Source organism: Methanofollis tationis, assembly GCF_013377755.1.
Taxonomy (GTDB): domain Archaea; phylum Halobacteriota; class Methanomicrobia; order Methanomicrobiales; family Methanofollaceae; genus Methanofollis; species Methanofollis tationis.
On sequence record NZ_JABXWR010000001.1, the window covers coordinates 968,346 to 979,970 of the forward strand.

Here is an 11,625-nt window from a genome sequence, read left to right on the forward strand (position 1 = left end):
CTTTTATTCAGACCGAAAAGAGGTCCCACGCCTCGTTGATGTGCAGGGCCTGCATCCCGAGACGGCGCGACGGGACGATATCGTTGCTCTGCGAGTCGCCGATGAAGAGGACATGCTCGGGCTCGAGATGCATCCGTTCGAGCGCCACACGAAAGATCGCCTCGTCAGGTTTTTTGCACCCGACGTCCGAGGAGAAGACGACCGTCTGGAAGAAGGGATAAAAGCCGAACATCCGCAATTCGATCTCTGAGAAGACCCGCTGGCCATTGGAGACAACCCCGAGGGGGTATGCGCTGAGGGCGGCGATCAGGCGGCGGCTACTGGGAAATGCGCAGATCCGCCTGACGGTCGCCGCCCTGAAGGAGCGGGCGAGCAGGACGCCAAGCGCCGTGAAATCGATGGGCCAGACCGCATGGTCCTGGCAGATCCCGGCGAAGACCTCTTCGACCCGCACCTCCGGGTGCGCTCCTCCCCTCAGTTGCATCTCGTCCCTGATCCGTTTCCGGTATGCCGCCTGCAGGTCTTCGGGCGTGATCCTGACACCCTGATAGGCAAGCCAGGAGCTGAGCGTCCGGTACGGCCCGGGACTCCGCTCGTCGATGCTGATATCGAGCAGGGTGTCGTAGCAGTCGAATAAGATCCCCTGCACCCGTGAGAAATCTACCGGCGCCTCAGACAGAGCATCGCCTCCTGTAAAAGCCAGTTTCGTTCATCCCGCGGGGGTGCCAGGCGCGCCATCCTGAGATAACCGAGCCCCATGTAAAACGGGACGCACCCGGTGATGTACGCAAACTCCTCAGGGGAACGGGCATAATTCCAGAGAAAGTGGCCGATGTATGGTTCGGCGGCGTCGGGATTGCCGCAGCGGCGGCGAAAGGCGAATTTCATCTCGGCACAGAAGATCCCGGGGTCGTGGGCCGGGTGAGCATCGGTCCATGCGGATTCAAAATCGATCGCCACGACGCCGTCGTTTGTGAAGAGATAGTTTGCCGGCGTGGCGTCCCGGTGGATCATGCAGCCGCGCTCGCGGTCAAGGGCGCCTGAATGCCACCATTCCCCGAGCAGGCGGTTGAATAACTCCCGCTCCGCCCCGGGGAGGCGGTTCTGGTCGAGGACGTCATGGACGTTCGAGAACTCCCGCTCCTTGCGGTACCGGGACGACTCCAGGTCGTGGAGCCGTCTGAGCAGGGTGGCGACCCCGGTCAGGCGGTTGTAGAGGGCGGGTTCATCTCCCAGACAGGCGGAGAGCGGCGTGCCCGGCACGAAAGCGGTCACCAGGACGCAGTTGAACTCCCGCCTCATCGCAAGCGGTTCGGCGACCCGGATCACCTTTCCCGCCCGCCTGAGCAGGCGGAACTCGGACTTCATCGCCTTCTCCGGGTCGTAGCGATGGTTCGCTCCGGTCGGTTCGGCGAAGAACTTGGCGACCACCGCCGGCCCGCCGGCAAACTGGTAGCGGCAGACGGTGTGCGAGGCCGGCCTGATCAGGGAGACCTCGGCCGGGGCCGAGGGGTCGGGCAGGCGGCCGTCGAGCACCGAGACGAGCCAGTCCCTGAACGGGTCGCCCTGGTGCAGGGTGGCGAGATGCCGTTCATGCCGCACCGGCGTCACCCCCTGAGGGCGGGCCGCGGTATCCCCGCAGCACCCCGGCGACGCTCCAGGCCTGGGAGATGCAGCCGCGGGGACGGTGCGGCGTGTCGCCGTCGAAGCACTCCGAGACGGTGCCGAGCCCGGCGTCGGCAAGGTGGGCAGAGAGCGGAGCGAGCAGGACGGCGGAGTCGGCGCCCGGTGCGTGGATGCGCAGGGCGTCGATGTAAAAGGGGAGGAGCCACGGCCAGACCGTGCCGTTGTGGTAGGTGGCGTCGCCTGCGAACCGGCCGGCATAGCCGCGCTCGCGCGGCGAGAGGGTGCGCAGCCCGAAGGGCGTGAGCAGTTCCTCCCTGATCACGCCGAGGGCGCGGCGCCCCTGTTCGGGTGGTACGATCCCGAGGGCGAGGGCGATTACCTGGTTCGGGCGGACGGCGGGGTCGGTCGGGTCGAGCAGATCGAAGAAACAGCCGCGATCCTGGTTCCAGAACCGGGAGAAGGCACTCTCTGCCGTATGCGCCGGCACCGGCCCCTCGATCCCGAGGGATTCGGCGAACCTGAGGGCGGCGATCCAGAGGGCGTTCACCTCCACCGGTTTTCCGGCCCGCGGGGTATGGGGCGTGTCCATCCAGGTGCTCCGCGGCGCAACGGCGATGAGACCGCCGTCGAGATGCGCCACGGCGCTTTCGGGATACTCCCGGAGGATCGCCTCGATATGCGGCCGCATCGACGCCACAAACCGGTCGTCATGGGAGCAGGCGCGGTAGCGTTCAAGGGCATGGAGAAACCAGAGCGGGGCGTCGCTGGAGGCGTAGTCGTCGGGCATCCGGTTCGGGATGAGGCCGCCCTTCAGCCTTTCTGCAGAGCGGGCAAAGACCCGGCGTGCCTCTGCATATCTCCCCCGCGAGAGGAGGAGGCCGGGGATGGAGACGAAGGTGTCCCGCCCCCATCCTTCGGCAAACCAGTGGTAGCCGGCCAGGATCTCGTCACCGCAGAGAAACGAGTCCGCGGCCCGGTCGAGCCAGCCGTCCCGACCGGGCCGTGCGGCGGAGCAGGACACCCCGTCGGCCTCGGCCGTGAGGGTGAGGGTGCAGTCCTCGCCGGCGGCGGTGAACGCACCCGGCGCGTAGAGGTGTTCCTGGTGCGCATACCCCCGCTCCCTGTCCTCCTCGTAGAGGACGTCGCGGTAGAGGCAGGGCGCCGGGGCAAAGGCCATCTCCCGCGACCGCAGGGTGAGCGGCCCGACCCGAACCCCGCCGGGGATCGGCGTCGCCGTGAGGTCGTACGCCGTTCTCGTCTCGTGGATCCCCCGGTCGGCGACGAGCGGGACGACCCGCACCTCGCCAGGCCCGGCGAGATCGTACCTGACCGTGAGGGCGCCGTCAAACGAGATGCGTTTTCTGAGGGAGGCGCCGCCTGCCGCATAGGAAAAGACGGGATCGGGATCCAGGCAAACGCCGTACAGGCGGGAGAGGCCGCGCTCGTCGGTCCCGCCGGCGTAGGCCGCCGGGGTGAGGGGCTCGCCGTTGAGGTGCTCGTCCAGCGAGGCGAGGAGGACGCGGCCCCCGGCCACCAGCAGACCGTGATATTTGCGGGTGTTCCCGGCAAGGGAGGATGAGGCCCACGCCCCGTTGCAGACGAGCAGGAACTCTTTTCGCCGTGCGAACCTCCGGTCCTGCACTTCGGACCCGAAAGCGATCATCCTCCCCTCCCCTGGCACGCCTCCTCGTACGCCGCCAGCGTAGCCTCGACGGCGCCTTCCCAGGCAAACATTGCGAGCACCCGGGCCCTCCCGTTCCTGCCCATCGTCTCCCTGAGAGCGGCGTCCCGCAGGATCAGGGAGATATAGGTGGCGATGTCCCGGGGATCGTACGGGTCGATGTGAAAACCGCAGATCCCCGGCCCCGAGGGCACGACCTGCTCGCGCATCCCCGAGGTGCCCTGCGCCCCGACGACGACCGGTTTTGCCATCGCCATCGCCTCGGTGCAGACGATGCCGAAGGGCTCGTAGGTCGAGGGAAAGACGCAGAGGTCGGCGGCGGCATAGGCGATTATCCGCTCCTCCTCAGGGAGCACCGAGAAGAGCAGGTGAACTCGTCCCCCCCCTTTCATCTCCGCGAGGTGCCGCACCTCGTCCTCTGTTTCGCCGACCCCGATCACGACGAGGCGCGCCTCCGGGACGTCCTGGAGGACGTACTGGAAGGCCCTGACCAGGGTGTCGGCGCCCTTCACCCGCGTAAGCCTGCCGACAAAGAGGATCACCGGGTCGTCGCCCAGACCCAGGCGCTCCCGGAACGCCCTGACGTCAGCCTTCAAAACGCGGCCGGGATCGTACTTCGCCGGGTCGACCCCGTTGTAGACCACCCGGATCTTTTCCGGGGGAACGCCCAGGGAGACGAGTTCGTCCTGCATCGCCCGGCTCACGGTGACGACGATATCTGCACGCTCCGCAGCCCGCGCTTCTAACGCCCTGATCGTCGGCGACCCCCAGCCCACCGACCGCCCGGCCTCGGTGGAGTGGACGTGGAGCACAAACGGGATATCCAGACTCGCCGCGGCGAGCATGCCGGCCGGGGCCGCAAGCCAGTCGTGGGCGACGGCGAGGTCGTGACTCACGCCCCGGTTGAGGAGGTCGCCGGCGGAGAGGATCGAGAAGATCTGGTATTCGGCAAAGAACCGCTGCGAGTCAGGCGGCCAGCCCGCCACCTCCTGCGGGAGGAGGATCGGGAGGAGGGGGCGCGGGTCAGGGATCGCCGGTCTCCTGACCGTGATCGCACCCCCGACCTCTTCGGCCGCCGTGCCCTCGCTCAACCATGCATAGACGCTCAGGGCATGACCCGCCGCCGCGAGCCGCGGCGCAACCTCCAGGGCATAGGTGCCGAGCCCACCCCTGAAAAACGGCGGGAACTCATCGAGAAAATAGGCGATCCGCATCAGAGCACCTGTTCATAGACGCGCTCCATCGCACCGGCGACCGACTCCCAGCGGAACTCCCGCTCCACCTTCTCCCGGCCGCGCCTGCCGAGGGCGCAGCAGAGCCCGTGATCGCCGATGACAGCGTTGATCCCGTCGGCGATCCCTTTCGCGGACGGCTGCACCTTCACCCCGTTGACAAACTGGTCGATGTTCTCGGAGAGGCCGCCGACGTCTGAGGCGACGACGCAGCGACCGGCGCTCCACGCCTCGGTGAGGACCAGCCCGAAGGGTTCGTTCCTGCTCGGGATGGCGACGATATCGGCGGCGTTCATGAGCCTGATATAGGCGGGCTCGTCGAGATAGCCGAGAAGGCGCACCGGCATCCCCCTGGCGCGGCGGGAGAGCACGCCGTGCATGTCCCCCTCCCCGGCAAAGAGAAAGTGAGCGTCCCAGCGGTTTTTCAGGACGGCGGGCACCGCCCTGAGGAGGAGGTCAGGGCCTTTCTGGTAGGCGAGGCGGCCGCCGAAGAAGACGAGCGGGGCGTACGGGTGGACGCCGTACTTCTCTTTCACCGCCCCGGCATCGACCGGCATATAATAACGGTCAGGATCGATCCCGTTCGGGACGGCGTCGATCTTATAGTCAGGGACATTGTAGAGGCCCATCACCTCCTGCCTGAGGGTGCGGGAGACCGCCGTGACCCGCTTTGCAATATAGGCGCCATACCACTCTTTCCCTGAGATCTCGCCGAACTCCCACCATCCTCCTCTCTGGTTGCCGTTCCGGCCGTATTCGGTCGAGTGAAAGGAGAGCACCGTCTTTCGGTCCCTGAAGAGGTGGAGCGCCTCCACAAAGTGCCAGTCGTGAAAGTGCAGGATATCGAAGGGCGGCGAATCCTCCCCCCTGAAGAGGGCGGCGGCCTGGAGCGAGAGGTCACGGCAGTAATCGACGATGTTTCCTCCCTGCGAGCTGCAGTAGTGATAGCGCACGCCGTTTCTCCTGTCAGGGCCCGGACCGCGGGTGAAAAAGTGGATCTCGTGGCCGCGGCGGGCGAGGGCCTCGGCAAGGCAGGTGGCGGCCGGGGCGAGGCCGCCGACCCGCACCGCATGGAGCGACTCCCAGCAGAAGAAGGCGATCTTCAGCGGGCGCACAGCCTGCACCTCCGTTCCCGCACCGCGTTCTTCACCGCATCGGCCGTCTCGCAGGCGGCGACCTCGAGGGCAAGGCGGCGTTCGCCAAACGATCCCTCGATCCAGCGTGCGAAGTCGCCGCGGGCAAGGTGGCGGTCCACCGAGGCCGCAGGCGCCTGATCGAGCGCCTCCTCGAACTCGCGGAGGCTGTGGGCCGACCACCCGGCATAGGTGCCGTCCGGGAAGGAGAAGTGGAAGGCCCGATCCGCCGGGAGCGAGACGAGGGCGTGTTTCGCTCTCGGGAGGCAGCGCCGTTCGAGGTGGGAGAGGACCTGCATGAAGGTTTCATAGGACTCGAACCTGCCGTTCGGGCAGAAGTGCCGGTGGACCTCGCCGCAGGACCCGCCCTTCGAGGCAAGATAATAGAAGTGGTCGCTCGTGCCGAGGTACCGCCAGAGTTCCGGGCGCATCGTGCGGGCCGGCGAGTGCTCAAGGGCGAAAAAGGCGCTCCTCTGGAGGTGGTTGCCGAGCCATGCCGAGGTGTCCTTCTCCAGGTCGGCCCAGGAGACCGGATCAGGGATCTCGATCTTTCCTGCCGGCGGGTGCGCCGCCGCTTCCGAGGGGAGAACGCACGCAACCCCGGCCCTGTCGAGAGCGGCGGGCAGGGCGGAGAGAAACTCGAAGATCCCGCTCCCCGCGGGCTGGTGCTCGCCGAAGGTCTCGAAGTCCACGAAGACGTGGGCGCACCGGCCAGGCGAACCGGCGATCCAGGCAGCGTACTTCCCGGCGGTCAGGGGCTGTTTGTCCCATCCCTTCCACGAGAACCTGAAGGCGATGTCGTCTGAGAGCGGGCAGTTGCGGAGGAGCACCGGCATGCCCTCGCAGGTGTAGGTCTCGTTCGGCGTCCTTCCCAGGAGGATACGGTCGGCCCCCTCGGTGTAGACGGCCGAGAAGCCAAGGTCCCTGATGGCGGCGGCGATGCCCGGGTCGAGGGAGAACTCGGTGTTTTCGGCCACGCGGGGCCGCCGGCCGAAGAGATCGGCCATCAGGTCGGCGTGCATCCCGATCTGAGCGGCGAGTTCGTCCTGGTCGGCAAAAAAGCCTGCAAGGCTGTGGTAATAGGTCTGGGCGAGCACCTCGGCATTCCGGTGGGAGCCTGCCTCGACAAAGAGGGAGAGGCCCTCAGGGCACCACGCTTCGAGCTGCTCGACAAGCACGCCCGAGAGCGAGAACGAACACCGCAGCCCCTCGTCGAGGGCGTCGATGAGCAGCCCTGCTGCAGGGATGTAACAGCGTTCGGCCACCTTTCTCAGGATCGCCCGGTTCCCCGGGTCGAAGTAGTGATTTTTCAGGTCCCGCCGCCCTTTTGCCGCCTCAGGCCTGAACGAAGGGTTCAGGCGGAATGGTTGATGCACCTCGAATCCCAGACAGATACCTGCCATGATACCCCCTCGCAACGGTGCGGTCTTACTGCTCCGGAAAGACCTCACCGTAGCACCACCCTCTTTCGGGACGCGGAATAAATAATTTTCTCAGAAAAAAGCCGGCATATATGATGCCGGCTCACGAACGATCAGGCAGGCCCCAGGCATCCCTGATATACATCGAGTGCATCCCGATTGCCCGCGGGGCCAGGATATCGTTTCGGTACGAGTCCCCGATGAAAAGGGCGTTTTCCGGATCGACCCCGAGTTTCTCCAGGGCATACACAAAAATCCTGGGGTCGGGCTTCTTGAACCCGAGGTCTGAGGAGAAGACGAGCACGTCGAAATACCCCTTGAGACCGAGGTGGCGGAGTTCGTGCTCGGAGAAGACCCGCTGGCCGTTGGAGACGATGCCCATCGGCAGACCCCTGAGGTGCTCGAGCAGACGCAGGCTCTCGGGAAAAACCCTTTTTTTCCGTACCGACGCCGCCCGGAAGGTCCGTGCAGCCCGGCGACCGACCCTGCGCGCATCGAGATCCCAGAGGCGATGGTCCCGGCAGATCTGGACAAAGACCGCCTCGACGTCGATCTCGGGGTGGGCTTCCCCCCGTCGCACGGCCTGCTCGCGGCAGGTCCGCCTGTACTCGTGCATCAGATCCCCCGCTCCGATCCCGACGCCCTGATAGGACAGCCACGAACTCAACATCTGCCAGGTCAGCGGGTCGTCCTCGTCGGTGCCGATCTCGATCAGGGTGTTGTAGCAGTCAAAGAATACGGCCTGGACGTTGTCAGGAATACCCATGGGCCACCTCTCTGAGAAAGGTCGGCCGGGGCGCCAATATACGTTTTCGAAATAATATATAATAGATATTGGAAATATATATTGTCGATCAGGCGCCGCCATCGTCCTTTGAAACGCCGTTCGTCCCCTGGATATCGCAGGAGATGCAGGGCTCGTCCGGTCTGGTCTCGTCCATCACCCGGTAGGCGTCGGCGAGCACCGAGGCGTTGGAGGCGAGGCCCGCGATCAGGATCACCTCGAGAACCTCGTCCCTGGTCGCCCCTTTCGCCATCGCCGCCTGCATATGGTAGTCCACGCAGTGGCGGCACTTCAGGGCGGCGCCCACCGCAAGGCTGATCAGCTCGATATATTTCGGGTCGAGATGGCTCGTTTCAAAAATGGCATCCCGGTAGAGAAGATGGGAGACGAGCACCTCGGGCCGCTCCCCCATCCGCGTCTGGATCAGGGGTGCGCGGCCGAACTCTTCCTCGATCTCCCTGAGCCAGCGGGCCGAGACCGTGCCGGTGCCCTCCTTCAGAATGGTGGCGAGTTTCTCTTCAAAGGTCATCGATTACACCATGATATTGGTTTCAGAGAAGGGTTTTATCCTGAGCCATATGTAGTTGCGCATCTTTGAAGGGAGCACTTCGGCGACGTCGCCCACCGTAACGCCGTTTTCGATCTCAAGGGCGCGGATCTGGGGAGCATAGACCTCGTACGGGATCTTCACCCGCAGGCCGGCCATCTGGACGGTCACCGGCGTCGGGTGATTGACCATGTGGACCGCCTCCACCTTATCCTCGATCACCTTCATCAGCCGCGCCGGCGAGACCGAAAGGGGATCTTTGGCGATTTCCGCTCGTTTTTCATCGAGCACCCGGGAGACTTCATCGACCAGAGCGTCCAGGGTGGCGAGCTCCTCGGGCTTTTTCGTCCGGTGCATGCACCGCCCCATATTCCCGACATACCCCTCCACCGGGGGATCGATGACACGCCTGAGGGCTTCGGTCGACGGGGCGCCGGTGACCACCATCGGGACGTGGACGCCCCGGCGGAGGGCCGGAAACTTCTCCTCGATGCAGACCTCGAAGTTCCCGAGCACATAGACGACAAGATCGTGCTCGTTGATCGTGTCCCGCTCCTCGACATTGAGGTTTGCAATCCGTTTGCCGAACCCCCGCGCAAGCCCGACCATATTTGTCTTCGCCCCGGCCCTGCGGAGGTACTCGGCCACGTCGCAGGAGGAGTGCGGGAGATGATGGATCTCCAGGGAGGGCGAGACGACGGCGATCTCGGTGCCGACGAGCGGGGCGACGATCACCTCGCCGCCCAAGGGGCGACCGATCGTGCGGATCAACTCGACGTCGTCCTTCGGCACCAGGCACTGGAGGACGACATCCTGGGCGATCATGTGTTTCTGGACGATATAGCCCCCGAGATCCTCGATGAGGTCGACGATCTCGTCATGGCGGTAGACCCCGCCCTTGTAGGTGATGGGGACAAAGATCATAGCGTCACCCCGATCAGTTTGAGTTTTTCGGCGACCAGTGTATCGACGATCTCCTCTGAGAGGGTGTTCTCGCTTGCGACATAGTAAAACACCCCGCCGACATGGTATTGCCGCCGCACCTTGAAGCCCTCAGGGGCGACGATCTGGAGGGCGTAGATCAGGTCGCGGTACAGTCCTTCCTCGGGATCGGCGACGACGATCTCCTCGATCTCCCGTGGGTCCTCCCCCTCGGGGAGATGGACGATGACCGAGAAACGGTCTGGCTGGTCGACGTATTCCTTGCCGTAGCGCCCCCAGAGGAGGCTGAGCATCGGGGCGAGGTAGGTCTCGTCCCCGATCGAGAGGGTGGCCCGCCCCTCTTCGACGATCACGTCGGCGAAGTCCCTGATCCGCACGAGCCCGCCGCTCCGGCGGGTCGTCCCGACGGCCACAAAGACCGGCACACGGGGGTCGATGAAGATATAGAGTTTCTCGACCACCCTGAGGAGGTCGAGGTCGAGGAGGACGTCCGAGGCGATCTGCTCGTAGACCTCCCGGCCCTTCTCCTCGACACACTCGACCGTGAAGTACTCAAGCGCAGCCATCTCCTACTCTCCCCTGACAAAGCCCGACGCCAGAAGGGCGCTCCCTACCGCACCGATGTACTGCGAGTGGTGCGGGACCACGATCTCGGTCTGGAGGAGCTGCCCCATCGCATACACCAGCCCCTGGATCAGAGAGGTGCCGCCGACCATGATCACCGGCTCCTTGATGTCCACCTCCTGGAGCTGCTGCTCGAAGACCTGTTCGGCAACCGAGTGACAGGCGGCGGCGGCGACATCCTCGCGGGTGCTCCCGGCGGCGAGGGCGTTGACCAGGCTCTGCGTCCCGAAAACGATGCAGTACGAGTTCATCGGGACATGGTTGCCCACCCCTTTCATCGCAAGGGGGCCGAGTTCAGTGATGTCGATGCCCAGGCGCTTTGCGGTCATCTCGAGGAACCGTCCTGAGGCGCCGGCGCAGATCCCGCCCATCGTGAAGGTGCCCGGGATCCCATCCTGGACCGAGATCGCCTTGTTGTCCATGCCGCCGATGTCGATCACCGTCGCCGGGCCGTGCTGAGCGCCGGCAAGATAGACGGCGCCCTTCGAGTTGACGGTCAACTCTTCCTGAATGAGGTCGGCGTTGAAATGCTTTCCAATCAGGTAACGGCCGTATCCGGTCGTCCCGATCGCCTCGATATCGCCGATCTTCAGGCCGGCCTCCTGCAGGGCGAGTTCGACGACGCCCTCTGCGCTCCTGACCACCTCGGTCGTCGGGAGCCAGCCGGTGCCGACGATCTCGTTGTCCTTCATCACGACCGCCTTCGTCGTCGATGACCCCGAGTCGATCCCCATCGTGATCCCCTCCTGCCTCTCCCGGGCGAGAAGGGCGCGGCGACGGGCGATCGTGGTCAGGGCCTCCATCCTGGTGAGCAGCGTCCCGGCCGTCGTGCGCTCGGTGAAGGAGTAGGAGACGACGGGAAGGTCGGAGTTCTCATGGATATAGCGGCGCAGTTCGTTCCTGACGATCGCCGCCTCGGCGCACCTGAAACAGGTGGCGATGAAGACGGCGTCGGCGTCGATCCGCCCGTCGACGAGCGCCCTCGCCCGGGCGATGGCGAGTTTTAAGTCAGGGCTCCGCACGTCGAGCCCGAACTCTTCGAAACCTTTCCTGACGTCGGCGAGCATGATGTCCGGGAAGAAGATCTCGGCATCGACCATGGCGGCGGCTTCGTCGATCTCCTTCTGGACGCCAGAGTATTCGGGCCCGCAGGAGAGCTGGGCGATCCGCACTTTTTCGGTCATGCCTGCCCCTCCTTCGCGAGACCGGCAAGAAACTCCCTGATGGCGGCGACGAAAGCGATGCCTTCCTCGTCTGACGACGGATATTCAAGGTCGAGGACCGGGATGCCCCTATGGCGGAGACTGAACTGGATCAGTTCGTTGGTCCGGGCGCACCCCATGCACCCGAAGGCAAACTCGGCCTCGCGGATGATGATCGCCGCCTCGGACTGCTCGATGAGGGGGCCGTAGATCGCCATGCGGCCGCGAACGCCCGAGGGCACCTCGACCGCCGCCCATTTCAGCCCCTTCTTCGGTTCTTCGGGGGTGATCTGGAGGGGGGGGCTCTCAAAACCCGGGGTCTGGATGCGTTCGCGGATCCCCAGGGCCGATCCGATTGGCTCGTGCCCGAACCGGGCGACCATATCGGAGAGGATGAGGCTCGTTGCCGGATAGATAAAGACTTTCACCATGA

The 11,625-nt window shown here is 65.1% G+C and carries 12 protein-coding genes; all 12 read right to left on the minus strand.

Translation table 11 applies throughout. From position 1 onward, the window contains the following. Positions 1–7 precede the first annotated feature (7 nt). Entirely contained in the window at positions 8–649 is a 642-nt protein-coding gene (locus tag HWN36_RS04985) for an HAD-IA family hydrolase (RefSeq protein WP_176788349.1), read from the minus strand. 11 nt (positions 650–660) lie between these two features. Beyond that, on the minus strand, positions 661–1,602 hold the full coding sequence (locus HWN36_RS04990) for a phosphotransferase (RefSeq protein WP_176788350.1): 942 nt from the start codon (positions 1,600–1,602) through the stop codon (positions 661–663). Continuing rightward, positions 1,592–3,289 carry an amylo-alpha-1,6-glucosidase gene (locus tag HWN36_RS04995; RefSeq protein WP_176788351.1) on the minus strand — a complete coding sequence of 566 codons (1,698 nt, stop codon included), beginning with the start codon at positions 3,287–3,289 and terminating at the stop codon, positions 1,592–1,594. Before HWN36_RS04995 ends, HWN36_RS04990 begins: the two co-directional genes overlap by 11 nt. Beyond that, positions 3,286–4,521 (minus strand): glycosyltransferase family 4 protein, encoded by a 1,236-nt coding sequence (locus tag HWN36_RS05000; protein WP_176788352.1) that lies wholly within the window; start codon positions 4,519–4,521, stop codon positions 3,286–3,288. The genes HWN36_RS04995 and HWN36_RS05000 overlap by 4 nt, the downstream gene beginning before the upstream one ends. Further along, positions 4,521–5,654: a glycosyltransferase gene (locus tag HWN36_RS05005; protein WP_176788353.1), complete on the minus strand. Its 1,134-nt coding sequence runs from the start codon at positions 5,652–5,654 to the stop codon at positions 4,521–4,523. The genes HWN36_RS05000 and HWN36_RS05005 overlap by 1 nt, the downstream gene beginning before the upstream one ends. Beyond that, a complete protein-coding gene (locus tag HWN36_RS05010) occupies positions 5,642–7,075 on the minus strand; it encodes an alpha-amylase (protein ID WP_176788354.1) in 1,434 nt (477 codons plus the stop codon). The genes HWN36_RS05005 and HWN36_RS05010 overlap by 13 nt, the downstream gene beginning before the upstream one ends. Positions 7,076–7,196: 121 nt before the next feature. Then, a complete protein-coding gene (locus HWN36_RS05015; protein ID WP_176788355.1) occupies positions 7,197–7,859 on the minus strand; it encodes an HAD family hydrolase in 663 nt (220 codons plus the stop codon). An 88-nt stretch (positions 7,860–7,947) separates the two neighbouring features. Continuing rightward, positions 7,948–8,406 (minus strand): carboxymuconolactone decarboxylase family protein, encoded by a 459-nt coding sequence (locus HWN36_RS05020; protein WP_176788356.1) that lies wholly within the window; start codon positions 8,404–8,406, stop codon positions 7,948–7,950. 3 nt (positions 8,407–8,409) lie between these two features. Next, positions 8,410–9,348 (minus strand): methanogenesis marker 7 protein, encoded by a 939-nt coding sequence (locus tag HWN36_RS05025; protein WP_176788357.1) that lies wholly within the window; start codon positions 9,346–9,348, stop codon positions 8,410–8,412. After that, complete coding sequence (locus tag HWN36_RS05030) at positions 9,345–9,932, minus strand: methanogenesis marker 17 protein (protein WP_176788358.1); 588 nt, start codon at positions 9,930–9,932, stop codon at positions 9,345–9,347. Before HWN36_RS05030 ends, HWN36_RS05025 begins: the two co-directional genes overlap by 4 nt. A gap of 3 nt (positions 9,933–9,935) precedes the next feature. Further along, positions 9,936–11,174, minus strand: coding sequence for a methanogenesis marker 15 protein (locus HWN36_RS05035; RefSeq protein WP_176788359.1), 1,239 nt, complete (start codon positions 11,172–11,174; stop codon positions 9,936–9,938). Beyond that, a complete protein-coding gene (locus HWN36_RS05040) occupies positions 11,171–11,623 on the minus strand; it encodes a methanogenesis marker 5 protein (RefSeq protein ID WP_176788360.1) in 453 nt (150 codons plus the stop codon). Before HWN36_RS05040 ends, HWN36_RS05035 begins: the two co-directional genes overlap by 4 nt. Between the last annotated feature and the right edge of the window lie 2 nt (positions 11,624–11,625).

Bases quoted from the DNA above. Each gene is read 5' to 3' on its own strand.
- HWN36_RS05020 (WP_176788356.1), bottom strand. From the start codon at position 8,406: ATGACCTTTGAAGAGAAACTCGCCACCATTCTGAAGGAGGGCACCGGC.
- HWN36_RS05040 (WP_176788360.1), bottom strand. From the start codon at position 11,623: ATGGTGAAAGTCTTTATCTATCCGGCAACGAGCCTCATCCTCTCCGAT.
- HWN36_RS05000 (WP_176788352.1), bottom strand. From the start codon at position 4,521: ATGCGGATCGCCTATTTTCTCGATGAGTTCCCGCCGTTTTTCAGGGGT.
- HWN36_RS05015 (WP_176788355.1), bottom strand. From the start codon at position 7,859: ATGGGTATTCCTGACAACGTCCAGGCCGTATTCTTTGACTGCTACAAC.
- HWN36_RS05035 (WP_176788359.1), bottom strand. From the start codon at position 11,174: ATGACCGAAAAAGTGCGGATCGCCCAGCTCTCCTGCGGGCCCGAATAC.
- HWN36_RS05010 (WP_176788354.1), bottom strand. From the start codon at position 7,075: ATGGCAGGTATCTGTCTGGGATTCGAGGTGCATCAACCATTCCGCCTG.
- HWN36_RS05025 (WP_176788357.1), bottom strand. From the start codon at position 9,348: ATGATCTTTGTCCCCATCACCTACAAGGGCGGGGTCTACCGCCATGAC.
- HWN36_RS05030 (WP_176788358.1), bottom strand. From the start codon at position 9,932: ATGGCTGCGCTTGAGTACTTCACGGTCGAGTGTGTCGAGGAGAAGGGC.
- HWN36_RS04995 (WP_176788351.1), bottom strand. From the start codon at position 3,289: ATGATCGCTTTCGGGTCCGAAGTGCAGGACCGGAGGTTCGCACGGCGA.